General features: G+C 66.9%; 23 protein-coding genes. 7 read left to right on the top strand and 16 right to left on the bottom strand.

Annotated features, from left to right (window positions below):
• Window positions 1-5 precede the first annotated feature (5 nt).
• The 4 genes from EOHIBHHM_RS03210 to EOHIBHHM_RS03195 form a co-directional block, all read right to left on the bottom strand.
• The gene (locus tag EOHIBHHM_RS03210) at window positions 6-269 is read right to left on the bottom strand and encodes a hypothetical protein (RefSeq protein ID WP_497254572.1); all 264 of its coding nucleotides are present in this window, start codon (window positions 267-269) and stop codon (window positions 6-8) included.
• A gap of 183 nt (window positions 270-452) precedes the next feature.
• Window positions 453-1,493, bottom strand: coding sequence for an NAD(+)/NADH kinase (locus EOHIBHHM_RS03205; protein WP_497254570.1), 1,041 nt, complete (start codon window positions 1,491-1,493; stop codon window positions 453-455).
• Window positions 1,490-2,500, bottom strand: a complete 1,011-nt coding sequence (locus tag EOHIBHHM_RS03200) for an alpha-ketoacid dehydrogenase subunit beta (RefSeq protein ID WP_497254568.1) — start codon at window positions 2,498-2,500, stop codon at window positions 1,490-1,492. Before EOHIBHHM_RS03200 ends, EOHIBHHM_RS03205 begins: the two co-directional genes overlap by 4 nt.
• Complete coding sequence (locus tag EOHIBHHM_RS03195) at window positions 2,497-3,531, bottom strand: thiamine pyrophosphate-dependent dehydrogenase E1 component subunit alpha (protein WP_497254566.1); 1,035 nt, start codon at window positions 3,529-3,531, stop codon at window positions 2,497-2,499. Before EOHIBHHM_RS03195 ends, EOHIBHHM_RS03200 begins: the two co-directional genes overlap by 4 nt.
• Before the next feature lie 180 nt (window positions 3,532-3,711).
• On the opposite strand from EOHIBHHM_RS03195, the gene EOHIBHHM_RS03190 reads away from it, so the two are divergent.
• The gene (locus tag EOHIBHHM_RS03190) at window positions 3,712-4,683 is read left to right on the top strand and encodes a glutathione S-transferase family protein (RefSeq protein WP_497254564.1); all 972 of its coding nucleotides are present in this window, start codon (window positions 3,712-3,714) and stop codon (window positions 4,681-4,683) included.
• Between the two features lie 21 nt (window positions 4,684-4,704).
• Here EOHIBHHM_RS03190 and EOHIBHHM_RS03185 read toward each other — a convergent pair whose 3' ends face one another.
• Complete coding sequence (locus EOHIBHHM_RS03185) at window positions 4,705-5,232, bottom strand: hypothetical protein (RefSeq protein ID WP_497254562.1); 528 nt, start codon at window positions 5,230-5,232, stop codon at window positions 4,705-4,707.
• Between the two features lie 120 nt (window positions 5,233-5,352).
• Here EOHIBHHM_RS03185 and EOHIBHHM_RS03180 point away from each other — a divergent pair, with 120 nt between their 5' ends.
• A complete protein-coding gene (locus EOHIBHHM_RS03180; protein ID WP_497254560.1) occupies window positions 5,353-6,018 on the top strand; it encodes a hypothetical protein in 666 nt (221 codons plus the stop codon).
• A gap of 69 nt (window positions 6,019-6,087) precedes the next feature.
• Window positions 6,088-7,173 (top strand): molybdopterin-dependent oxidoreductase, encoded by a 1,086-nt coding sequence (locus EOHIBHHM_RS03175; RefSeq protein WP_497254558.1) that lies wholly within the window; start codon window positions 6,088-6,090, stop codon window positions 7,171-7,173.
• A 6-nt stretch (window positions 7,174-7,179) separates the two neighbouring features.
• Here EOHIBHHM_RS03175 and EOHIBHHM_RS03170 read toward each other — a convergent pair whose 3' ends face one another.
• From EOHIBHHM_RS03170 to aspS, 5 genes are all read right to left on the bottom strand, one after another.
• Window positions 7,180-7,935, bottom strand: coding sequence for a 4-phosphopantoate--beta-alanine ligase (locus EOHIBHHM_RS03170; RefSeq protein ID WP_497254556.1), 756 nt, complete (start codon window positions 7,933-7,935; stop codon window positions 7,180-7,182).
• Between the two features lie 55 nt (window positions 7,936-7,990).
• Window positions 7,991-8,821 carry a pantoate kinase gene (locus tag EOHIBHHM_RS03165; RefSeq protein ID WP_497254554.1) on the bottom strand — a complete coding sequence of 277 codons (831 nt, stop codon included), beginning with the start codon at window positions 8,819-8,821 and terminating at the stop codon, window positions 7,991-7,993.
• Window positions 8,822-8,934: 113 nt separating this feature from the next.
• On the bottom strand, window positions 8,935-9,519 hold the full coding sequence (locus EOHIBHHM_RS03160) for a hypothetical protein (protein ID WP_497254552.1): 585 nt from the start codon (window positions 9,517-9,519) through the stop codon (window positions 8,935-8,937).
• A 74-nt stretch (window positions 9,520-9,593) separates the two neighbouring features.
• Window positions 9,594-10,013, bottom strand: a complete 420-nt coding sequence (locus EOHIBHHM_RS03155) for an SHOCT domain-containing protein (protein WP_497254550.1) — start codon at window positions 10,011-10,013, stop codon at window positions 9,594-9,596.
• 158 nt (window positions 10,014-10,171) lie between these two features.
• Window positions 10,172-11,476, bottom strand: a complete 1,305-nt coding sequence (aspS, locus tag EOHIBHHM_RS03150; RefSeq protein WP_497254548.1) for an aspartate--tRNA(Asn) ligase — start codon at window positions 11,474-11,476, stop codon at window positions 10,172-10,174.
• Window positions 11,477-11,734: 258 nt separating this feature from the next.
• On the opposite strand from aspS, the gene EOHIBHHM_RS03145 reads away from it, so the two are divergent.
• Together EOHIBHHM_RS03145 and EOHIBHHM_RS03140 are read left to right on the top strand one after the other, a co-directional pair.
• Complete coding sequence (locus EOHIBHHM_RS03145; protein ID WP_497254546.1) at window positions 11,735-13,960, top strand: amino acid permease; 2,226 nt, start codon at window positions 11,735-11,737, stop codon at window positions 13,958-13,960.
• 41 nt (window positions 13,961-14,001) lie between these two features.
• Window positions 14,002-14,523, top strand: coding sequence for an Lrp/AsnC family transcriptional regulator (locus EOHIBHHM_RS03140; RefSeq protein ID WP_497254544.1), 522 nt, complete (start codon window positions 14,002-14,004; stop codon window positions 14,521-14,523).
• A gap of 70 nt (window positions 14,524-14,593) precedes the next feature.
• Here EOHIBHHM_RS03140 and EOHIBHHM_RS03135 read toward each other — a convergent pair whose 3' ends face one another.
• From EOHIBHHM_RS03135 to EOHIBHHM_RS03120, 4 genes are all read right to left on the bottom strand, one after another.
• Window positions 14,594-15,316 (bottom strand): phosphoglycerol geranylgeranyltransferase, encoded by a 723-nt coding sequence (locus tag EOHIBHHM_RS03135; protein WP_497254542.1) that lies wholly within the window; start codon window positions 15,314-15,316, stop codon window positions 14,594-14,596.
• Window positions 15,317-15,381: 65 nt separating this feature from the next.
• Window positions 15,382-15,804, bottom strand: a complete 423-nt coding sequence (locus tag EOHIBHHM_RS03130) for an HNH endonuclease (RefSeq protein ID WP_497254540.1) — start codon at window positions 15,802-15,804, stop codon at window positions 15,382-15,384.
• On the bottom strand, window positions 15,801-16,391 hold the full coding sequence (locus EOHIBHHM_RS03125) for a hypothetical protein (RefSeq protein ID WP_497254538.1): 591 nt from the start codon (window positions 16,389-16,391) through the stop codon (window positions 15,801-15,803). The genes EOHIBHHM_RS03130 and EOHIBHHM_RS03125 overlap by 4 nt, the downstream gene beginning before the upstream one ends.
• Window positions 16,392-16,656: 265 nt before the next feature.
• The gene (locus EOHIBHHM_RS03120; RefSeq protein ID WP_497254536.1) at window positions 16,657-19,155 is read right to left on the bottom strand and encodes a DNA topoisomerase I; all 2,499 of its coding nucleotides are present in this window, start codon (window positions 19,153-19,155) and stop codon (window positions 16,657-16,659) included.
• A gap of 194 nt (window positions 19,156-19,349) precedes the next feature.
• Between EOHIBHHM_RS03120 and EOHIBHHM_RS03115 the strand changes: the two genes are divergently transcribed.
• A complete protein-coding gene (locus EOHIBHHM_RS03115; protein WP_497254534.1) occupies window positions 19,350-20,282 on the top strand; it encodes a diacylglycerol/lipid kinase family protein in 933 nt (310 codons plus the stop codon).
• A gap of 38 nt (window positions 20,283-20,320) precedes the next feature.
• Here EOHIBHHM_RS03115 and EOHIBHHM_RS03110 read toward each other — a convergent pair whose 3' ends face one another.
• Window positions 20,321-20,605: a hypothetical protein gene (locus EOHIBHHM_RS03110; protein ID WP_497254532.1), complete on the bottom strand. Its 285-nt coding sequence runs from the start codon at window positions 20,603-20,605 to the stop codon at window positions 20,321-20,323.
• A gap of 103 nt (window positions 20,606-20,708) precedes the next feature.
• Here EOHIBHHM_RS03110 and EOHIBHHM_RS03105 point away from each other — a divergent pair, with 103 nt between their 5' ends.
• Window positions 20,709-20,897 carry a hypothetical protein gene (locus EOHIBHHM_RS03105; RefSeq protein ID WP_497254530.1) on the top strand — a complete coding sequence of 63 codons (189 nt, stop codon included), beginning with the start codon at window positions 20,709-20,711 and terminating at the stop codon, window positions 20,895-20,897.
• 27 nt (window positions 20,898-20,924) lie between these two features.
• Here the strand turns inward: EOHIBHHM_RS03105 and gatB are convergent, their stop codons facing one another.
• A complete protein-coding gene (gatB, locus tag EOHIBHHM_RS03100; protein ID WP_497254528.1) occupies window positions 20,925-22,415 on the bottom strand; it encodes an Asp-tRNA(Asn)/Glu-tRNA(Gln) amidotransferase subunit GatB in 1,491 nt (496 codons plus the stop codon).
• Window positions 22,416-22,491 lie beyond the last annotated feature (76 nt).

The following is a 22,491-nucleotide window of genomic DNA, read 5'->3' as shown; positions in this document are numbered from 1 at the left end:
GCGACTCACTCGTCGGCCAGTTGGATCCCACGTGCGACGACGTACAGCAGGACGACGCCGCCTCCGACGGCGAGGACGAACTGTGCCACCAGCGTGAACAGCGCCCCGACCAGCGAGTTGCCGGCGAACAGCAACACGAGGAGGTAGGGGACGAGCGCCAGTGCGCCGAACAACACGACCAGTCCCGCGAGCGGGGCCGCCTCCTGCCAGATGCGACCGGTGTCCAGCGATCTCGTCTCGCTATCGACGAACGGGGGAAGCGAGTCCATCGGAGCGTCGGTTCAGTCCTCACACAGATAGCTCTGCTGGAGGATCGCTATAGTAACGCGTGCACGTCATCACACACCCGACCGGCCGCTGTCGTGCGTCGGGTGTGGAGACAGGTGCACGAGCTACTGTAGAAGCGGGAGACGGCCCCCTGGCCGTCGGAGAACGGCGGGCTCCGGACGGAGTCACTCGGGGGTCGGGCGCTCGACGCGGAACAGCCCCGTCTCCGCACCCCGTTCGACGACCTCCTCGATGCGGACGAACCGCGGGCCGTCGGCGACGGGGCGGACGTGGACCGTCGCGTCCCGCACCGCCAGTTCGCGTTCGCCGTCGACGCTGACGACGCCGCGGTCGACCTCGAAGACGTACGCCTCCTCGTCGTCGAGGACGCGGTAGTCGTCGACGCCGACCGTCGAGAGCACGCCCGGGACGGTGATCGAGCGGACGCATCGGGTCGCCTCCCGCGGCGGGACCAGCCGGAAGCCGACCCCGCCCGGGTCGTCCGGACGGTGGGTGAGGAACCCGCCGGGGATACCCGAGAGACCGATCTCGGTCGACGAGGCCCGCGAGACCACCCCGCCGACCACGTCGTCGGGGTCGAGGATCGCTCTGGTACCGACGAACGGGCGGTCGAGGATTCCGAGCGTCGCCAGCCCGCGGATCGACTCGACGCCGTCACCGTCGCTCGCGTCCTCGCGCTCGACTCGGGCCTCGACCGTCCCGTGGCGGTACGTCACCTCGTCGACCGGTACCGCGCCCGACCCGACGAGCGCCGCCGCCGTGCCCGCGACGGTTCCGTCGACGGGCGTGGGGACGACGTTGTTCGTCCCGGTCGAGACGCTGACGACGGGGACGTCGCCGATGCCGCCGGCGAGATCGCGGTTGGTGCCGTCGCCGCCGAGGACGACCGCGACGTCGGCCTCGTCGGCGAAGCGTTCGGCCGCCCGCTGGGTGTCGCGTCCGGACGCCGTCACCGTCATGTCGAGGAGTTCGACGTCGAGGTCGGCGGGCGCGTCGTCGACGAGCGCGTTCGCCAGTCCGGTGGTGTCGGGCATCAGCGACACGCGGACGTCGTCGACGACGGTGAGTCCTTCGAGGACGCACTCGGCCGTCCGGCGCTTGGCGTAGTTGTCGCTGACGCTCGCACCGCCGGTCAGTCGGCGGATGTCGCGGCCGGCGGCCGGGTTGACGACGAGTCCGACCGTGGTCTGTGCGCTCCCGGTCACACGATCCGCCGGATGGCCGCCTCGACGTCACTCCCGTGCGGCAGCACCTCGTTCTCCAGTTCCGGACTGAACGGGATGTGGACGTCGGCGACGCCGACCCGTTGGATCGGCGCGTCGAGGCTGAAGAACGCGTTCTCCATCACGCGCGTCGCGACCTCGGCGTGCGTCCCGTACGAGAGCGGACTCTCGTCGGCGATCACCAGCCGTCCGGTCTTCTTCACGCTCTCGACGAGCGTGTCCGTGTCCAGCGGGTAGAGCGACCGGAGGTCGATGACCTCGGCGCTGACGTCGCCTTCGAGCTCCTCGGCCAGGTCGAGCGACTCGCCGACCATCCGCTGGGTGGCGACGACGGTGACGTCTGACCCCTCGCGTTCGACCTTCGCCTGGCCGAGCGGGATGGTGTAGTCCTCGTCGAGCGGCACCTCGCCCGTCTGCTCGTAGATCATCTTGTTCTCGAAGACGAACACCGGGTCGTTCGAGCGGATGGCGGACTTCAGGAGTCCCTTGGCCGCTCGGGGCGTGCCGGGCGCGACGGCCATCACGCCGGGGAAGTGGGCGAACCAGGTGTGGAGCGTCCCCGAGTGCTGGCTGGCCGCGCCCATCCCGCCGCCCTCCGTCGTCCGGACGGTGACGGGCATCTCGGTCTTGCCCCCGAACATGTAGCGGTTCTTCGCCATCTGGTTGATGATCTGCTCCGAACAGACGCCCATGAAGTCCGAGAACATGATCTCGACGACCGGGCGCGTCCCCGTCGCTGCGGCACCGACGGCCGCACCCATGAACCCCGCCTCGCTGATGGGGGTGTCGCGGACGCGCTTCTCGCCGAACTCCTCGACGAGGCCGCCGGTGACCTCGAAGACGCCGCCGAACTCGCCGACGTCTTCGCCCATGACGAAGACGTCCTCGTCGCGTTCGAGCTCCTCGCGGAGTGCGAGACGGATCGCCTCGCGTACCGTCATCTCCTCTGTCTGTGCCGGGCTGGAACCTGCTCTGCTTTCGGTGCTCATTGTCGGTCACCTCCGTCGGTCCGCATCTGCGCCGCGAACTGGTTGATCTCCGGGACTGTCGCGCTGAACATGTCCTCGTACGCTTCGCTCGGGTCGGGGTAGGAGGCCTCTTTGGCCTCAGCGGCCGCCTGCTCGATCTGGTCGTCGATCTCCGACTCCAGCTCGTCGAACTCCTCTTCGGTGATGGTGCCCGCCTCGATCAGTCGCTGCTTGAACGACTCGATGGCGTCGCGGTCCTGCCAGACGGCGACGTCCTCCTCCGTCCGGTAGGGCTGTTGGTCGCCCTCGAAGTGACCGCGGTACCGGTACGTGTCGGCCTCGATGAACGTCGGCCCCTCGCCGTCGCGGGCGCGTTTTCTGGCCTCGCGAACCGCCTCGAAGACGGCCGTCACGTCCATCCCGTCGACGGTGAACCCGGGGATGTTGTACGCCTCTGCGGTCTCGCTGAGGTTCTGGACGTTGTGCTGTTTCTCGACCGGCGTTCCCTCCCCGAACTGGTTGTTCTCGACGAGGAACACCGCCGGCAGGTCCCACGTCGCCGCGAGGTTGATCGCCTCGTGGATCTGTCCCTGTGCCACCGCACCGTCGCCGAAGAACGCCAGCGAGACGCCGTCGTCTCCCTTCAGGTGGGCAGTGAGCGCCGCGCCCGTCGCCAGCGGCGGCCCCGCGCCGACGATGCCGTTGGCGCCGAGCATCCCGGCGTCGACGTCTGCGATGTGCATGGACCCACCTTTGCCGTTGCAGTAACCGTCTCGCTTCCCGTACAGTTCGGCCATCATCTCGTCGGGGTCGAGCCCCTTCGCGATACAGTGGCCGTGCCCCCGGTGGGTGCTCGTGATGTAGTCGTCCTCCTCCAACGCCGCACACGCACCGACCGCGACGGCCTCCTCGCCGATGTAGAGGTGAACGAACCCCGGCAGTTCGCCGTCGCCGAACAACTCGCCCGCCTTCGTGTCGAACGCTCGGATCGTCAACATCCGGCGGAGCGCCTCGCGCTGCCCTTCGGGTGACTCTATGTCTATTGCTACCATGACTCGTGTGTCTATCACGATTATCAAGCATCATTGTTTCGGGAAACCTCACGAAGATGACACAGTACGTCCGGAGCGGACGTCGGCTGCAGCAACCCACGCACGACCCCCGAACTCTTTTCGAGCGGCGGCCGCTATCTCCGCCGTGAACGACCGATTCGTCTACTGGGAGGGGAGCGCATGAACATGCTCGTCGACGGCGAGTGGCGGACCGACGCCTACGAGACCACCGACGAGGACGGCGAGTTCGACCGACAGGAGACCTCGTTCCGCAACTGGATCGACGAGGACGGCTTCCCCGCCGAGGCCGGTCGCTACCACCTCTACATCTGCCGTGCGTGTCCGTGGGCCCACCGGACGGCGATGATGCGGACGCTGAAGGGGCTCGAACACGCCGTCTCGCTGTCGCTCGTCGAACCCGTCCGCATCGACGACGGCTGGGAGTTCTCCGAGCAGTATCCCGACCCCCTCTACGGGAAGGAGTACCTCCGCGATATCTACGTGAAGGCCGACGAGGAGTTCACCGGCCGCGTCACCGTGCCGGTGCTCTGGGACGAGGAGCGCGAGACCATCGTCAACAACGAGTCCGAGGAGATCATGCGGATGCTCGACACCGAGTTCGACGACCTCGCCGAACACGACGTCGACCTGTACCCGGAGGGCCACCGCGACGAGGTCGACCGACTGATCGACGACATCTACGACCCCATCAACAACGGCGTCTACCGGGCGGGGTTCGCCGAGTCACAGGACGCCTACGACCAAGCGGTCGGCGAACTCTTCGACGCGTTGGACCACTACGAGAACGTCCTCTCGGAGCAGCGTTACCTCGCCGGCGACGTACTCACGGAGGCCGACCTCGCGATGTTCGCGACGCTCGTCAGGTTCGACCACGTCTACCACACCCACTTCAAGTGCAATCGGCGAGCAATCCACGAGTATCCGAACCTCTGGAACTACACGAAGGAGCTCTATCAGCTCCCCGGTATCGCCCAGACCGTCAACGTAGAGCACATCGTCGAGCACTACTACCGGAGCCACGGCGACGTCAACCCCAAACGACTGGTTCCGGTCGGCCCGGAGATCGACTTCAGCGCCGAACACGACCGCGACCGACTGCCGGGCGGACCGCCAGACGCGCTGTTCGAATAGTCCGACGTGTAGCCCGGACGCTCACTCGGTGAGTTTCGCCGGATAGACGAACGCCTCGGGGTTCGTCCGCGGTCGGACGACGACCCGCTTTCTCTTCCGTGCGTCCGTCAGCAACGCGTCGGCCGTCCGCCGGTCGACGCCCGCGATCGCCCCCAGCGCTCGCAGGAGTTCGTCGCGGCTGACGTCGTGACCGAGTTGCCGCCGCATCGTGCCGACCAGCCCTCGGAGTCCGCCCGCCTCGTACTGGTCGTGCCAACTCGCCGGGTAGGCGCTGACGTGGTCACCGACACGGTAGTAGACGTCGGCGGACCGCCAGTCGGCGTCGTCGACCAGTTTCGCCTCGACGTCGGCGTGCGACCGCTCGACGTCGTACCCCAGCCGTTCGGCGTAGGCGTCGAACAGCGTCAGCGGGATGCCCGGATGCGTCTCCGGATGGTGGCGTTCGATTCCACGGATCAGATGCGGCCCGTGCCACGTCTCGTGCGTCCGCAACTCGGCGAGAACGGCGTCGTCGACGACGTCCGGCCCGGGTGTGTCAGTGCTCACCATGACAGAGAGTACGACGGCAGGCGGTATAACGAGTCGGCCGAACGGCCGAACCACGGGCCGGGAGAACGGCGGACGGCCGAAACGTTTGGGAGGGTGACACTCGAAGGGTGGCGTATATCGATGAACACGACAGACGACGACAACATCGCGACGGCAGTGCTGAACGAGGAGATGGACGTCGCGAGCGCCGTCGAGGCGCTCGGCGAGATGACCGACGCGGAGCTCAAACGCGAACTGCTCTCGGCAGCTATCGTCGGCGGGGCCACCCTGCTCGAACGCCGACGGAGCTCCTCGGACGACGAGAGCGAGAGCGGGGCCGCCGACGCAACCGCGAACGCCGACCGGTCGACGGCCGTCGACGTCGAGGCGGTCGAAGGCGAGTCGGCCGACACCGACGCCAGCCCCGACTCGGCGGACGAGGAGGACGCCGACTCGGGGTCCAGACTGGTGACGCTCCCCCGCTTGGCACTCGTCGGCGTCGCCGCCGGTGGCGCGTACGCCGCGATGAAGTACCGCCGTCGCAGCCAGTCCGACACGAGCCAGGCGACCTTCGAGGACGTGACCGACGACGTCGACGAGGAGACCGACGCCGGTGGCCACGAGGCGGACGTCGACGACGAGACCGACGAGAGCAGTAAGACAGACGAGAGCAGTGAGAGCGACGAGAGCGACGCCGGCGGAAACGAGGCCGGTCTCGACGCCGACGCCGACGATACGGATACGGACACGGACGAGGACGACACGGAGACCGAGACCGACGAAGACGACGACGAAGACGAGCAGTAACCCAACTGCAGCCGCCGAACGTCTCTTTCTTCGCGATGCAGTCATAGGCGTCGAGCCACTAGTTCGACTGTGACGAACCGACTGCGACGGTGGTTCGCCGGAGCGACGCCGTCGGCCCGCCTCGTCGACTGGACGCTCCTCGTCCTCGTCGGCTTCCTGGTCGGGTCGGGACTGCTGAGTCTCACGGTCGGCGACCCGTCGGGTGCGGTCGTCTTCTGGGCGCACGGCGTCGCCGGCGTGGCGCTCGTCGCCGTGGTCGGTCTCAAACTCTGGCGCGTCCGTGATCGACTCACCGACCGCCGACTGCGAACGAGCGCGACGTGGCTGTCGGTCGGACTCACCGTCGTCACCGTCGGCGCGCTGGCGACGGGGCTGTTCTGGGTGTTCGGCGGCGACTTCCGACTGCTGTACTGGGGCGCGCTGAACGTCCACATCCTGTTCGGACTGCTCGTCGTCCCGTCGCTCCTCGCGCATCTCTGGACGCGTCGGACGCTCCCCGGCTTTCGCCGCCCGCGGCGGACCGACGTCGACGGCCGCCGCGACGCGCTCCGGTACACCGGCCTGTTCGTCGGCGGCGCGCTGCTCTGGCGTGGCCAACAGGTCGTCAACCAGGCGTTCGAGACCACGGGTGCGACGCGGCGGTTCACCGGGTCGAAACCGGTCGAGGGACCGACGTTCCCGGTCACGAGTTGGGTCGCCGACGACCCCGACCCGGTCGACCGCGAGGCGTGGCGACTCCGCGTCGACGGTCTCGTCGCCGACCCGCTCGAACTACGGATGGAAGAACTCGACGGCGGGAGCGAACGCCGGGCGCTGTTGGACTGTACGAGCGGGTGGTACACCGTCCAAGACTGGCGTGGCGTCCGCGTCGGCGACCTACTGGACGAGGCCGGTGTCGACGAGACGGGGCGGTGGGTGCGGTTCCGATCGGTGACGGGCTATCGGTGGAGTCTCCCGCTCGCGGAGGCCCGCGACGCCCTGCTCGCGACTCACGTCGCGGGCGAGCGACTGAGCCACGGTCACGGCGCGCCGCTGCGACTCGTCGCCCCGGGCCGACGGGGGTTCCAGTGGGTCAAGTGGGTCGAGGCCGTCGAGGTCAGAGACCGACGCGACCCGGCACAGTGGGTCGTGACGCTGATCTCTGGCTTCGACTGAGGTTCCTCACCCGTCTCGTCCCCCACCGTCACGAATCGCACGCTCGGCGGCCGCGAGCGCCGCCTCGCGGTCGAACTCGTCGACGATCCGCTGTAACTCCTCGCGGGACGCGTCGGCGAGTTCGCGGGCGTGCCGGGTCACGTTCGGCACGGCACGGACGATGTTGTCGACGATGGGGACGTCGGCGGCCTGCGCCGACCGCGACATCGGGTTGAGGTCGACGACGATCTCGACTTTCCCCATCGCCGCCAGCGCCTCCGCGCGGTCGCCGTCCTCCAGCGGGACGAGGACGACGTCGGCGTCGCCGATGCCGTCGCTGTCGACCTTCGCGCGCTCGTGCGAGAGGTTCGGGATGCGACCGTCGGCGGTGAGCCCCTTCACCTCGTCGGCACCGTGCTCGCGCAGGTGGTCGACGATGGCCTGCATCCGTTCGTCGGTCCGGTTGAAGAGGTTCACCTCGAGCGCCGCGCCGGTCGCCTCGGCCAGTTCGACCAGCTCGCCGGGGACGAGCGCGGCGACGTTGCCGTTCACCGAGAGCACTGCGTGCTCGGCCAGCAGCAGTTGGGCGGCGGCCGCCCGTTCGGCGGCGTCGGCGCTCGGGATGGTTCGCTCGCCGAGCAGGTAGTCGAACGCCTCGCCGCGACCCTGCGCGATGAGTCCCTGTCGACTGGTGATGCCCTTCTCCACGCCGTCTTCGATACGGTGTCGGGTGAGCAACGACTCGTATCGCGGGTGGTCTTCGGGGACGTCGATGTCGCTCATACCCCGAGTGAGACGCCGGGACTGAAAAAGCCGCAGGAACCCTCGCTTCCCGTCGTCACCGGAGCGTCGCACCCGCCGGGTGGGCTCGACAGGAGACCGCGTCGTAACCCGCATCCGAGAGGCCCGACCCGAACGCGAACACGGTTCGGCCGAGCATCGCCATCGACGCCTCGCCGCCGGTGTCGCTGACCGCGCGGATCGCCTCGGTCACCTCGTCGGTCAGGAGACCGGCCTCGCGGGCGAACCGTCGGGAGGCGTACATGAACTGCGTGAGAGTCGGTTCGCGGACGAGCCGGGCGAGCGCGTCCTCTCCGGCGGCCGACAGTCGATCGGTGTCACCCGAGAGCACGTCTTCGGTCGAGAGTTCGCCGAACGTGACGTACTCGACGGCGGGTCGGGCGGGGACGCCGTCGAGTCGCCCGTAGCCGGGTGCGCCGGGGTCGAGCCGGATGGGGACGCCCCCGCGGGCCTGTGCGACGACGTCGCCGAGCCCCGTCCCCGACTGCACCTCCGCGACGTGTGCGAGCGCCGTAAGTTCGTTCTCCGAGCGGCCGCAGTCGAAGACGACGTTGGCGGCCAGCGCCGTCCCGAGCGCCATCGCGCCCGAGACGCCGAACCCCGCGCCGAGCGGGAGCGACGTCTCGGCGCGGACGGCGGCGTCGACGCCGAGTGCGTCGAGGACGCGTTCGACGGGCGGCATCGAGACGGCGTCGCCGTCGAGTTCCAGTGCGGTCGCCCCGTCGCTCGGCCGGACAGTCACCTCGACGCCGTGTGAGAGCGTCACGCCCGCGCCACGGGAACCCGCCTTCACCGGTTCGTCGGCCGGATGGGCGCTGAAGAAGCCGGTGACGTGGCCGGGGACGAACGCCGTGGCTTCGTCGGTCATCGTCGACAAGGAGTAGAGGGGACCGATTAACGGTTGTTATCTCCGCCCGAGCAGAGGGCAGCGTTCGTGGGTCGCCGAGGCTCCTCGGTCGTCTGCTGTCGCGTCGTAGAGGGTCACTCGCCGACGAGATGGACGCGGGCGTTGGGGTGTTGGTCGGCCGATTCGGCGACGACCCCCTCCTCGCGGAGGTCGGCCAGTCGCGCCCGTGCCTCGCGCCACCGGAGGTCGCTCAGGACGCTCGCCGCGTTCACCAGCAGCGTCTCGGGGACGCCGGTGTCGGGACCGCCGCTGTCGAACTCCCGGTTATCGTCGAGGTCGGCGGCGATCAGTTCGAGATAGCGCGTCAGATCGGTCTCCCCGGCGAGTTCGTCGTGCCAGTACGCCGGGAGGACGCTCACGCGCCCGTCGCCGACGTCGTAGAGCGTGCCGGAGCCGAACCAGGTCCCGCTCGTCGTCGCGTCGGCCGCCCAGCGGTAGCTGTCGGTCAGCCGCTCTTCGATGGCGGGTCGGATCTTCTCCGGTTTCACGGGGGCGTCCTGCGCGGCCAGTTTCTCGGCGTACGCCTCGACCCGGTCGACGGCGACGCCGCGACCGACGTCGGCGTCGTGGCGCTCGATGAGGAGGACGAGATCGTCGACGAGCAGTTTCTCTCCGCGGTCTCCCGCCTCCGCGAGCACGTGGTCGTTGAACTCGGACATACCCGACGTAGGGACCAAGACGGAAAAAGCGACGTGGCCGTCGAAACGGCGGAGTCGACGGGCCGTCGGCGCTTTTAGACCTGCTCTCGCTCTCGTTCGCGCTCGCGAGCGACGTGTTCGCTCGCGTCGGCGACGCTCTCGGTCTCGAGCAGTCGCTCCAGTCGCCGCTCGAACTCCGCCTCGTCGAGCTCGCCGCGGGCGTACCGAGCGCGGAGCGTCGCCAGCGCGTCGGAACGCTCGTCGGGGACGTCGACCGCGTCGGCGTCGCTCGTCTCCCGCCTGCGTTCGTACAGTTTCGTGAGCGCGAGCGCCGCGGGGAGCACGCCGGCGAACCCGACGGGGAAGGCGATCCAGAACCACGGGTAGCCGACCGCCAACAGGCCGAAGCCGACGAGGAAGACGAGGGCGACGACGACGCCGGCGACGAGTTCCTGCAGCGGCGTGTCGTCGTCCGGTCCGCCGTCGGCACGGAGGGGGGACGGTCCTCGATGCATACGCGTAGTGTCGGCCGTGAGAAGCATAAACGCACCGCGGCGGTGCGACCGTTCGTCGGTCTGTCGCCTCACGGCGACAGGCGCTGATGGTCCCGCGGGAACTCGGTCGCAAATCGGCGATTTGCTCCCTGTTCCCACTCGAGTACAGCGGCCTCGCCTTACGGCGAGAGCCGCTGACGGTCTCGCGGGAACAACACGGCCTCGCGGATGTTGCCGAGGCCGAGCATCGTCATGATGAGCCGCTCGCCACCGAGGCCGAAGCCGGCGTGCGGGGGCATCCCGTACTTGAACATCTTCGTGTAGTAGTCGAACGACTCGGGGTCGAGCCCCTGCTGCTCGAAGCCTTCGACGAGCTGTTCGTAGCGGTGCTCACGCTGACCGCCCGAGACGAGCTCCATCGTCGGGTGCATCATGTCGAACCCCGTCGAGAGCTGCTCGTCGTCGTCGTGGTCCTTGATGTAGAACGGCTTGATCTCGCTGGGCCAGTCGGTGATGAAGTAGTGACTGCCGACGTCGTCACCGAGCGCCTTCTCGCCCTCGGTCGGGAGGTCGTCGCCCCAGACGAGCTGTTCGTCGAGCTCGCCCGTCGCGTTGATGCGCTCGATGGCCTCCTCGTAGCTGAGACGCGGGAACTCGCCCTCGGGAACCTCGAACTCGTCTTGCAGGTCGAGCGCCTCCAGCTCTTCCTCGCAGTTCTCGGCGACTGCCTCGTAGGCCGCCTTGACGACGGCCTCACAGACGTCCATCGCTTCCTGGTGGTCGGCGAACGCCGACTCGAAGTCGATGGAGGTCGCCTCGTTGAGATGTCGCGGCGTGTTGTGCTCCTCGGCGCGGAAGATCGGACCGATCTCGAAGACGCGTTCGAGCCCGGAGCCGACCATCAGCTGCTTGAACAGCTGCGGCGACTGGTTCATGAACGCTTCCTTGCCGAAGTAGGTGATGGGGAACAGCTCGGTGCCGCCCTCGGTCCCCGTGGCGACGATCTTCGGCGTGTTGATCTCGGTCGCGTACTGGCTGCGGAACTCCTCGCGGGCGGCGCGGAGCACCTCCGCGCGGATCTCGAAGATCGCCTTCACCTCGTCCTTCCGGAGGTCGAGCGTCCGGTTGTCGAGTCGCGTCGAGAGTTCGGCGTCGACCTTCCCGGAGGGGTCGAGCGGGAGTTCGGGGTCGGCGTCGGCGAGCACCTCGACCGACTCGGGCGTGACCTCGACGCCCGTCGGCGCGCGAGGCTCCTCTTCGACGCCGCCCTCGACGACGACGACGCTCTCGCGGTGGACGCCGAGTCCCGTCTCGACGAGTTCCTCGTCCATCTCGTCTTTCTCGAACTTGACCTGGATCTTCCCCGACTTGTCTCGGAGGATCAAGAAGGCGATGCCGCCGAGGTCGCGGATCTCGTGGACCCAGCCGGCGACTTTGACGTGGTCACCGGGTTCGGCGTCTGCGGTGTACGTTCGGTCCTGCATGTGTGCTCGTTTCATCGTACGGGGCTTAAAAACGGTCGATTCGACGGCGTTGCGCTCTCCGGACTCATTCATCAACGTTCGTTACGGAGAGGACAATTACGCAACGAGACCGGCTACTTTATCTTGATTCAGCAGATAAAATCCAGTAGAGAGTCGATTCGTTATGAATCACGACAGAGCCCTCGACGACGGGAGGACAGTCACCACATCACTCGCCCCGGCGTTCGGAGAGCCGCCAGAGCGGGGAGGTGAGACGTAGTGCCGAAGAGCCTCGAACGCGACCTGGGGCTGTTCTCGGTGCTCGCGATCAGCATCGGTGCGATGATCGGCAGCGGCATCTTCATCCTCCCGGCGCTCGCCGCCGACATCGCCGGGCCGGCGGTGGTGCTCGCGTATCTCATCGCCGGACTGCTGGTGGTGCCGGCGGCGCTCTCGAAGGCCGAGATGGCGACCGCCATGCCCGAGTCGGGCGGCACGTACCTGTTCATCGAACGTGGGATGGGACCGTTGCTGGGAACGGTCGCCGGTGCGGGGACGTGGTTCGCGCTGTCGTTCAAGGGCGCGTTGGCGCTCGTCGGCGGCGTCCCGTATCTCATCTATCTGTTCGACGTCCCACAGAGCATCACGACGCCGCTGGCGTTGGCGCTCGCAGCGCTGCTCGTCGTCGTCAACGTCTTCGGCGCGAAGCAGACCGGCCAGTTGCAGGTCGCCATCGTCGCCGTGATGCTCGTCGCGCTGGGGTGGTTCGCGGTCGGCGGCGTCCCGAGCGTCGAGACGGCGTACTACGACGGCTTCTTCGACAGCGGTGTCGGCGGCATCCTCGAGGCGACGGGGCTGGTGTTCGTCTCCTACGCGGGCGTCACGAAGGTGGCGAGCGTCGCCGAAGAGATCGAAGACCCCGGCAAAAACATCCCGCTCGGCATCCTCGGGTCGCTCGCCTTCACGACGGTGCTGTACGTGCTCATCGTGTTCGTGATGCTGGGCGTCACCGAACCGGGGTCGCTCAGCGACTCCAGCGCACCGATGGCGGTGGCGGCCGACGCGGCCCTCGGGACGGTCGGCGTCCTCGCCGTCGTCGTCGCCGCGCTGCTCGCACTCGTGAGCACGGCCAACGCGGGCGTGCTCTCCTCCTCGCGGTACCCCTTCGCGATGAGTCGGGACAACCTCGCACCGCCGTCGCTCGGTGAGATCAGCGACCGGTTCGGCACCCCCAGTGCCTCCATCACCGTCACCGGTGTGGTGCTCCTCCTGCTCATCGCGTTCGTCCCCATCGCGGACATCGCGAAGTTGGCGAGCGCGTTCCAGATCCTCGTGTTCGTCCTCGTCAACGTCGCACTTATCGCGTTCCGCCGCGGCGCGATGAAGTACGAACCCGAGTTCCACGCGCCGCTGTACCCGTGGGTCCAACTGTTCGGCGTCGGCAGCGGCCTCATCCTGCTCACGCAGATGGGGACGGTCCCGCTCGTCGGTGCCCTCGTCATCACCGTCGTCGGCGTCGCGTGGTATCTCGCGTACGGGCGGAGTCGCGTCGACCGCGAGGGGGCCGCCGTCGACGCCATCCGGCGCGAACTCGGCAGTCAGGCCGTCGAACGCACTCGTGAGGCGGTCACGCCCGCGACCGGCGGCTACGAGGTGCTGGTCGCCGTCCCCGAAGAGATGACCCGCTCGAACGAGCGGACGCTCGTCGAGGTCGCGGCGGACCTCGCTCGCCCGCAACACGGGAGCGTCTCCGTGGTTCGGTTCGACCACGTCGCAGACCAGGTGCCGCTCGACGCCGCGACGGCGCAGTCGCCCGAGGACGTCGAGTTCGAGGAACGGACCGACGCGATGACGGACGACTTCGACGTCCCCGTTCGCGTGAGCGAGGTCGTCAGCCACGACACCCGACACGCGCTGGCCCACCACGTCGAGTCGACCGACGTCGACGTGCTGGTGATGGAGACCGAACCCGACGGGCTCCGGGAGCGACTGTTCGGCTCCGACGTCGAGTGGGTGCTCGCACACACCGACTGCGACGCGGTGATCGTCGACGCCGCTGGCTCGACCGACGCCAGCGACCTGTCGACGAACGGCGAACTCGACGTCGACGACGTCGGTCTCGGTCGGGTCGACGTCGTCTCGGTCGTCACCGACGAGGGGCCGTACGACTCGGCGAAGGTGGCGATCGCGGACGCGATCGCGACCGCACACGACGCGGAGGTCCGCTTCGAGTACGTCGTCGACGAGTTCGGCTCAGACGGGCAGCGACGGGCCATCGACGACTACCACGCGGAGATCGCGAGTCTCTGTTCGTCGCCCGTCCGGACCGGGTTCCTCCGCCCCGACGGTGGCGCCTCCGATCTCGAGACCGGCGAGACCGACCTCTTGGTCACGGGAAGCGACTCCGTCTCCGTCGCCGTCGACTGCCCCTCGGTGCTCGTCCGTCCCCGCGAGGAGACGACGCCGGGGTGGCTCGGCCGCAGACTCGAACGAAAGCTGCTCTAGGGAACGCAAACGCTTTCAGCGACCGGGCCACCTGACAGGGTATGCCGAACCGCGAGTTGGACGAACTCGACCGGTACATCGTGTACCGCCTCCAGCAGGACGCACGGAGTACGTCGGCCGCAGAGATCGCAGAGGACTACGGCGTGTCGCCGAGCACGGTTCGGAACCGGATCGGCCGCCTCGAGAGCGACGGCGTCATCCAGGGGACGCATCTCGACATCGACTACGAACTCGTCGGCTACCAGCTGTTCACGATCATCTTCTGTACCGCGCCGATCCCGAAGCGCGAGCAGCTCGCACGCGAGGCGATGGACGTCCCCGGCGTCGTCTCCGTCCGCGAACTGATGACCGGCGAGGAGAACCTCCACGTCGTCGCCGTCGGCCGCGACAGCGACGACCTCAGCCGCATCGGACGCGACCTCTCGAAACTCGGCCTCGAGATCGTCGAAGAGGAGTTGGTCCACAACGAGTACACCTGTCCGTTCTACTGGTTCGGACAGGACGAGGACTCGACGTCGCCCGGAGAGCAACCGGAGTCGGGTCCGGACTCGAACGGCGCGTAGCGAACGCGAACTGACCCTGGCTCGGGACTCCTCTCGGGAGTCGGCGACGTGGCCGACGATCGACCGCCGCTCAGGGTTCGGCCAGTTCCGCGTGGGCGTCGGTGACGCCCTCGACCGTCTCTCGGACCGCGTCGACGCCCTCGTCGTGCAGGAGGTTGCCGACGACGACGACGTCCGCGTTGCTTCCCATCTCGTAGGCCGTCTCGTAGTCGTGGATGCCGCCGCCGTAGAACAGCGTCGACTCCTCCAGCGCGTCGTGGGCGGCCCCGACCTTCTCGGGGTCGCCGTAGGTACCGGAGTACTCGACGTAGACGATCTCCTGACCGAACATCTTCTCGGCGACGCGGGCGAAGGAGGCGACGTCGTCGGCGTTCTGGTCGCAGTCGGCCTCGGTGTACTCGGCGACCGAGGAGTCGGGGTTGAGCACGATGTACGCCTCGGTGTGGGTGCGGTCCCAGTCGAGACCGTCCTCGATACGGACCCACTCTTTGTGCGCGCCGGTGACCCAGAAGGAGTCCTTGGCGTTGAACACCGTCGGGATGAGATAGCCGTCGAGGGCGTCGTCGTCGATGACGACGCCGGGGTTCGACGGCTCCTGATAGATGGGGACGTCGTACTTCGCGCAGGCGTCGACGACGCGTTCCATCTTCTCTTCGGTCATGTCGAGCGTGCCGCCGATCTCGAGGGCGTCGGTGCCGGTCGCACAGACGTCCTCGAACGTCTCGCCCTCCACGAGCGACTTGTCCGGGTCGATCTTGGTGATGTGGTCCCAGTCTGTCCAGGGAGTAGTCATTGGGGGCTATACTCCGTGAGGGGATGAAAAAGGGTGCGAATCGGTGAGTGGTGCGGTAGCGACGCTCAGTCGGCAGAGAAGCCGTGGAGTGCGCGGTGTTCTCGCAGGAACAGCCGAGCCGGGTGTAACGTCTCACGGTTCGGGAGGTACAGGTCGCGGTCTTGGAGCTGGACGAACTCCTCGTAGCCGGGTTGGTCAGGTTCGTCACGGACAAGTACCTCGTACTGGTCACGGATCGACAGCCACCCGTTGTCGAACGCCCAGTGGTGGAGTTTGCAGAGAGCGAGCCCGTTTCTGATGTCTTCGCGGCCGTTCTCGCTTCGGGGGTAGATGTGCGCCGCCTCGACCTCCGGGTAGCCCGTCGGTGACCGACGCTCGGCCCCACAGATCGCGCAGTGGTAATCGTAGGCTTGCTTGACTCCCTTCCGGAACGCCGACGAGCGCGCCCGTCGATACGTCTCGGTGTATTGGGTGTTGTCCTCTCTCAACTCTGGTGTCTCGTGCGCTCGCTGGTAGAGGTGGCTCTCGGCGTCGTCGTAGCCGGTCGACTGTCCGTCGATCTCGTAGTGTCGACGTACTCCAGCACGCTCCCGTACTCGTGTTTGATGCTCCGCTTTCCAGTGTCGTTCAACCGCATGAAGTTCTGCGGATGCCCACGACTGTGACCGGCATGTTCGTGATGGAGATTCGTGCTGTCGATGTCGACCTCCCGTACATCCGAGAGATACATCACGTACGGCCACAGGTCGTCCATGTTGTTGCGGAGCGAAAGGTCGTAGTCGGTCCACAGGGCTGCCGCGAGGTTCGGGTTGCGCTCGGTCGTCAGAACCGTCGCAGCATACTGGTACCGGTGGTCGCCAGTGTAGAAGAGAATTACGTCACCGTGGCGCATCTGTGAGACGTATTTTTCGCCACCGGGCGATACTCCCCAGATAGCAACGCGGTCGCCGAAGTCCTTCTCGGTGAACGGCCGATAGAGCGACTGGTCAACACCGTCGATGACCGTGTCCCGGAGATGTTTCTGTGCGTGTGTGTTGCTACACGGAGCCAAGAACACGTTTCCCACGTCACTCATCAATGGTACGATTGATACTCAGAGTATTGTTAATTCTTATGTTAGAGAAGCATGTTCCACCAGCGTTGGTGGCCGATTTCGTCTTGGCGCGAACTGCGTATGCGTGGGGATGAGCGACCGAACGTAGCGAGTGAGCGAATCGGTTGGAGAGAATGTGGCTGTGGTGGAACTTTCGTGTATGCTCTGGCAGTTGCACAGAAGTGTTACAAAAGGTGTACGATAAGCCAACAATGGCGAAGCAGGCTACCGACTCAGATTCGTCTCCTCAATCCGCACTCGCCTGCCACTTCCGCACCGTGTCCGCCCCCACGCCGTCGACCTTCGCCGCGAGGTCGTCGGCGTCGGTCTCCTTCAGACCGGCGACGTCCTCGACGCCGGCCGCCTTCAGTTTCTCGGCGGTCTTCTCGCCGATCCCCTGGATCGACTCCAGCTCCGACCCACCCGCTTGACGGGCCTGATACTCGCGGTAGTTGCAGATGGGACAGCCGAGCTCCCACGGCTCGTCACCCGAGTGGACGACGAGATGCGGCAGCCCGTGTTCCTCACACTCCTCGTCGGTGACTTCGATCTCGCCGCGCCGGGGCAGCGGCAGCGAGTAGTCGCAGTCGGGGTAGCGCGTACAGCCCACGAGCCGCGACCCCGAACGAAGTTGCTTGATCGCCAACTCGCCGCCGTGTTCTTCGCCACACTCGGGACAGACGCCGATCACCTCGTCCTCCTGTTCGTCGGCCTCGTCGGCCTTGCACTGCGGACAGCCGTGAGTGAACGTCTTCCGCCCGGCGAGCATCTTCACCTCGTGGAGGTCGTGCTCCTCACAGACGTCGTCGAGGATGAGCGGCTTGCCGGTCGACGGCAGCGGGAGGGTGTAGGTGCAGTCGGGGTAGCCGTCACAGCCGACGAAGTACGAGCCGTGTCGGGACTTCCGAATGAGGAGGTCCTCGCCACACTCCGGACACGGCCCGAGCGTCTTGTCCGCCTTCAGCGACTCCTTGAGCTGCGACCCCAGCTCCTCGCTGTTCTCCATCAGTCCCTCGAACACCTGCTGGAGCATCTCGCGGGACTCGTCGGTGACGTCCTCGTAGTCGGCCTCGCCGTCGGCGATGGCGAGCATGTCCTCTTCGAGTTGGGCGGTCATCTCCTCGCTGACGATGAGGTCGGCGAAGTCCTCGCCGGCCTCGACGACGGCCCGCGCCAACCGCGTCGGCTTCGGCGGATCCGACTCGATGTAGCCGCGGTCGTAGAGCTTCTGGATGACGTCGTGACGGGTCGCCTTCGTCCCGATCCCCATCTGTTCCATCGTCTCGATGAGTCGCGACTGACCGTAACGCCGCGGCGGCTGGGTCTGCTTGGCCTCGATGCGGGTGTCGGTGACCGCGAGCTCCTCTCCCTCCTCGACGTCCGGCACGAAGCTCTCGGTGTTGTTGAAGTACGGGTAGACGGCGTGGTAGCCCTCCTCGATGAGGCGTTTCCCGTTCGCCTTCAACGAGAGACCGGCGACGTCGCCGACGACGCGCAGATGTTCCCACTTCGCGGCCTCCGCGACCGTCGCGAAGAAGCGCCGGACGACGAGTTCGTACACTTCGCGTTCGTCCTCCGAGAGGTCGGAGGCCGAGGGAAGTTCGCCGGTCGGGTGGATCGGGGGGTGGTCGGTGGTCTCCTTCTCGCCCGTGGTCGGTTCGATCTCCTCCTGTTCGAGCAGCGACTCGGCGTCCTCACCGAACTGCCGACTCCCGGTGAACGCGTCGAGCAGTTCCCGCGGGTCGAGGTCCTCGGGGTAGTGCGTGTTGTCCGTCCGCGGGTAGGTGACGTAGCCGGCCGTGTAGAGGTCTTCGGCGATGCTCATCGCCCGCTGGGCGGAGTAGCCGATAGAGCCGGCGGCGCGGATGAACTGCGTCGTGTTGAACGGCGCGGGCGGTTCGTCCGTCCGCGTCCGTCGACGGACGGAGGTGACCGTCGCAGTCGACTCGCTCTGGAGCGTCTCGTAGGCCTCCTGTGCGGCGTCTTCGTCCCAGACGCGTTCGGCCTCGTTGCCGTCCTCGTCGAGATAGAAGTACTGCGCCTCGAACGATTCTTGGTCCTTCTGCAGGTCGGCGAACAGTTCCCAGTAGTCCTCTGGGTCGAACGCGTCGATCTCCCGCTCGCGGTCGACGATGAGCTTCAGCGTCGGTCCCTGTACCCGTCCGACCGAGATGAAGTCGTTGCCGAGCTGCCGGGCCGACAGCGAGAGGAAGCGCGTGAGCGCCGCCCCCCACACGAGGTCGATCACCTGTCGTGCCTCGCCAGCAGCGGCCAGATCGAAGTCGAGGTCGTCGGGGTTCTCGAACGCCTCGGTCACCTCGCGCTTCGTGATCGAGGAGAACCGTACGCGGTCGACGGGGACCTCCTCGTTGACCTCGCGGACGAGTTCGTACGCCTCCTTGCCGATCAACTCGCCCTCGCGGTCGTAGTCGGTCGCGATGACGACCCGTCCCGCCTTCCGTGCGAGTCGTCGGAGCGCGGCGACGATGTTCTCCTGCGTCGGCTGTTTGTCGATGGGGGCGTCGATGAGTTCGACCGGTTCGACGTCCCGCCAGTCGTTGTACTCCGGCGGGAAGTCGACGCCGACGACGTGGCCGGACAGGCCGATACAGCGCTTTCCACCCCACTTGTAGACGTTGACGCCGTTCATCCGCTCGGCTTCGGCGGACTCGCCGCTGAGGATGTCGGCGATGCGTCTCGCCGCGTTGTCTTTCTCCGTGATGATCAGTTCGGGACCTCGACTCATTGGCCAGCGATAGGCGAAGCGACGGCCTAAATCTTTCGTGCTACGAGCGAGAAAACCGCAAGACAGCGGCGACCCAACGTGCGCGAGCGAGCGTGCATTATGCGTACGGACGTGTGCGGGTGCAACAGGTGTCGTAGATGTCGTCCCGCCGTGTGTGTCGTCCCGTCGTCTCCTCCACGGCGGCCGGTACACCAATGACCTCGGCGGACGCCACTCCGTACGTGTACGACCGCTGGCTCGTCCTCAACCCGACGAGTGGGACCGCCGACCACGTCGACCGCGTCCGTTCGCTCGCCGCCGAGCGAGGCTACCGCGTCGAGGAGACGGAGGCGGAGGGACACGCGGTCGAACTCGCGGCGATGGCCGCCGACCACGACGTCGACGTCCTCGGCGTCGCCGGCGGCGACGGAACGCTCAACGAGGTCGTTCGCGGTCTCGTCGCCGGCGACGGCCTCGACGACGTGACGGTCGGCGTCGTCCCGACGGGCACCGAGAACCTGTTCGCGCGAAACGTCGGCGTCACCGACGTCGAGCAAGCGTTCGACGTGCTCGACGGGGGCGAGCAGCGGCGAATCGACCTCGGCGTCGCCGACGACACACCGTTCCTCATCTCCTGTGTCGCCGGGCTGACCGCGGAGGCGAGCATCTCGACGTCCAGCGAGTTGAAAGAGCGGTTCGGGTCGCTGGCGTTCGCCATCACTGGCGTCCAGGAGGCGACGGACTTCGACGGCCTCCACATCGACCTCACGGCCGTCTCGAACGGCGAGGAACGGACGTGGGAGGGGGAGGCGCTGGGTGCGCTCGTCGGCAACGTCCGTCGGTTCGCGAGAGAGGGCGGCCAGGCGAACGTCGAAGACGGTCTGTTCGAGGTGGTCGTCATCGAGCAGATGCCGCCGAGTCGCGCGGTCGCGGAGGCCGCCGCCCACCGCGTGTTCGGCCAGGACACGGAGCACGTCCACCACTTTCAGGCGAGTCAGCTGACGCTCGATGCGCTCGACGACGACCCTATCAACTTCAGCGTCGACGGCGAACCGAGTCGACATGACCGACTCGTGTTGCACGACCGGCCGAAGACGCTCTCGGTCTGCGTCGGGCCCGACTACGACCCCGACCCGAGCGACGAGTGAGCGGACGGTAGACGTCGACGTGCTCGGGTCCGGTCCAGCTAGTCGTCTTCGAGGGTCGACGACCGCTCGTCCGCCAACCGAGCGGCGACACGACGGTCGATCGTCTCCTCGAACCACTGTCGAAGCGCGTGGACCATCCACGTCACGACGACGAGCACGCCGGCGAGGAAACAGAGCGCGAGGACGACGAGGTCGGTACCCGACACGTGTTCGAAGATCTCGGTGTCACCCTGTGTGAAGGCGACGGCGGCGGCGAGGAGGAGGACGAACGCGAAGGCGAGAAACAGCGGGAGCGGGGACTCGTTCTCGGGCATCGTAGACACGTGACTGGAGTCGAACAGTGAACCGAAAAACGTGTCGCGTTCGAACATAGCCGCTCGCAACGACACGCCAACAGTGATACACACGCTCGGCGTATGTCGACACATGTCTCACGTTCCCGAACGCGTTGAACTGTTCGTCTGTGCGAGCTGTCAGTCAGCCTACGCAGGCTCGCCCGTGAAGACGGAGACTGGTCACAGCTACGAAGCACCCGACGTGTGCTCAGGATGCGACGGCGAGGAGTTCGTCGCCATCGAGCAGTGGCCGCACTACGAGTCAGAGACGAACCAGTAGTCGTCCGAGCAGGCGGCCGAGCGAGCGTTACTCGTCCAGTCGCTCGCGGAGCAGTTCGTTGACCGTCCCCGGGTCGGCAGAGCCGCGGGACTTCTGCATCACCTGTCCGACGAGGAAGTTGAGCGCGCCGCCCTCGCCGGCGTGGTAGTCGTCGACGGCGTCGGGGTTCTCCTCGATAGCTTCGTCGACGAAGCCGCCGATCTCGTCGTCGTCGGCCTTTCCTAACCCTTCTTCCTCGATGACGCTGTCGGGGTCGACGTCGTCGTCGAGCATCCGCCGGAGGACGACCTCCTCGGCGTTCTTCGTCGTGATGTCGTCTTCGGCGACGAGTGCGACGAGTCGCTTGAACTCGTCGAGACGGTGGGTGATCTCCGTGATCTCCATGTCGCGGTAGTTGAGTTCTCCCAGGAGATTGTCGGCGACCCACGTCGCCGCCAGATCGGGGTCGAACGACTCGGCGACGTCCTCGTAGAAGTCCGCCACCTCCTTCGTCGACGTGAGTTTCGAGGCGGACTCCTCGTCGAGGCCGTACTCCTCGCGGAACCGCTCGCGGCGGGCGTCGGGGAGCTCGGGGATCGGGATCTGCTCTTTCCAGTCCGAAACCTGCAGCGGCGGCAGGTCGGCCTCGCGGAAGTAGCGGTAGTCTTTCTCCTCCTCCTTCGAGCGCATCGAGACGGTGATGCCGCGAGACTCGTCCCAGTGGCGCGTCTCCTGTTCGACGGCACGGCCGCGTTGGATGGCGTTCTTCTGGCGGGTGACCTCGTAGGCCAGCGCCTTCTCCGCACCCTTGTGACTGGAGATGTTCTTGACCTCGGTGCGGTTCGCCGACTCGAGCGTCTCGACGGCGACGTCGCCGTCGTCGTCGACCTCGTCGGCCGGCACCATCGAGATGTTGGCGTCGATACGGAGCGACCCGTCGCGGGTGGAGTCGAAGACGCCGAGATACTCGAGCACCTCTTCGAGTTTCGCGAGGAAGTTCCGCACCTCCTTGGGGCTCCGGAAGTCGGGGTCGGTGACGATCTCCATCAGCGGCGTCCCCGCGCGGTTGTAGTTGACGAGCGTGTAGTCGGCGGTGTCGATGCTGCCACCCTTGTGCTGGAGGCTGCCGGGGTCCTCTTCGAGGTGAGCGCGTCGGATATTGATGACGCGCCGCTCGTCGCGGATGTCGACCGCCAGTCGGCCGTCCTGACAGATGGGGGCGTCGTACTGGGTGATCTGGAAGTTCTTCGGCAGGTCGGGGTAGTAGTAGTTCTTCCGGTGGAACGTCGTCTCTTCGGGGATGTCGGCGTCGAGGGCTTTGCCGATCTTGACGGCCGCCTCGACCGCCCCCTCGTTGAGCACGGGCAGCGCACCGGGGAGTCCGAGACAGACGGGACAGGTCCGGCTGTTGGGCTCTTCGTCGGCCACCGCCGCGGTGGAACAACCGCAGAAGATCTTCGTCGCCGTCTCGAGTTGGACGTGGACTTCCAGCCCGATGACGGAGGCGAGGTCTCGCTGTTCGAGCGCCTGAGCAGTCATTGTCCGGGGTTTGCGTGCCGATGGCTAAAGGCTAACGGGACTGCGGTCGAGAGAACTGACGGCCCCGTATCCTTTT

It is taken from the genome of Halogranum roseipondis, from assembly GCF_059695585.1.
Note: the sequence above shows the minus strand (reverse complement) of the source record. Positions and strands in the feature narration are given on the sequence as shown.

Excerpts from the sequence above, each read along its gene's own strand:
- EOHIBHHM_RS03135 (WP_497254542.1), bottom strand. The coding sequence starts at position 15,316 with ATGACTACTCCCTGGACAGACTGGGACCACATCACCAAGATCGACCCG.
- EOHIBHHM_RS03125 (WP_497254538.1), bottom strand. The coding sequence starts at position 16,391 with ATGAGTGACGTGGGAAACGTGTTCTTGGCTCCGTGTAGCAACACACAC.
- EOHIBHHM_RS03105 (WP_497254530.1), top strand. The coding sequence starts at position 20,709 with ATGTCTCACGTTCCCGAACGCGTTGAACTGTTCGTCTGTGCGAGCTGT.
- EOHIBHHM_RS03165 (WP_497254554.1), bottom strand. The coding sequence starts at position 8,821 with ATGACCGACGAAGCCACGGCGTTCGTCCCCGGCCACGTCACCGGCTTC.
- EOHIBHHM_RS03160 (WP_497254552.1), bottom strand. The coding sequence starts at position 9,519 with ATGTCCGAGTTCAACGACCACGTGCTCGCGGAGGCGGGAGACCGCGGA.
- EOHIBHHM_RS03180 (WP_497254560.1), top strand. The coding sequence starts at position 5,353 with ATGAACACGACAGACGACGACAACATCGCGACGGCAGTGCTGAACGAG.
- EOHIBHHM_RS03200 (WP_497254568.1), bottom strand. The coding sequence starts at position 2,500 with ATGAGCACCGAAAGCAGAGCAGGTTCCAGCCCGGCACAGACAGAGGAG.
- EOHIBHHM_RS03155 (WP_497254550.1), bottom strand. The coding sequence starts at position 10,013 with ATGCATCGAGGACCGTCCCCCCTCCGTGCCGACGGCGGACCGGACGAC.
- EOHIBHHM_RS03190 (WP_497254564.1), top strand. The coding sequence starts at position 3,712 with ATGAACATGCTCGTCGACGGCGAGTGGCGGACCGACGCCTACGAGACC.
- gatB (WP_497254528.1), bottom strand. The coding sequence starts at position 22,415 with ATGACTGCTCAGGCGCTCGAACAGCGAGACCTCGCCTCCGTCATCGGG.
- aspS (WP_497254548.1), bottom strand. The coding sequence starts at position 11,476 with ATGCAGGACCGAACGTACACCGCAGACGCCGAACCCGGTGACCACGTC.
- EOHIBHHM_RS03115 (WP_497254534.1), top strand. The coding sequence starts at position 19,350 with ATGACCTCGGCGGACGCCACTCCGTACGTGTACGACCGCTGGCTCGTC.
- EOHIBHHM_RS03185 (WP_497254562.1), bottom strand. The coding sequence starts at position 5,232 with ATGGTGAGCACTGACACACCCGGGCCGGACGTCGTCGACGACGCCGTT.
- EOHIBHHM_RS03195 (WP_497254566.1), bottom strand. The coding sequence starts at position 3,531 with ATGGTAGCAATAGACATAGAGTCACCCGAAGGGCAGCGCGAGGCGCTC.
- EOHIBHHM_RS03140 (WP_497254544.1), top strand. The coding sequence starts at position 14,002 with ATGCCGAACCGCGAGTTGGACGAACTCGACCGGTACATCGTGTACCGC.
- EOHIBHHM_RS03170 (WP_497254556.1), bottom strand. The coding sequence starts at position 7,935 with ATGAGCGACATCGACGTCCCCGAAGACCACCCGCGATACGAGTCGTTG.
- EOHIBHHM_RS03120 (WP_497254536.1), bottom strand. The coding sequence starts at position 19,155 with ATGAGTCGAGGTCCCGAACTGATCATCACGGAGAAAGACAACGCGGCG.
- EOHIBHHM_RS03210 (WP_497254572.1), bottom strand. The coding sequence starts at position 269 with ATGGACTCGCTTCCCCCGTTCGTCGATAGCGAGACGAGATCGCTGGAC.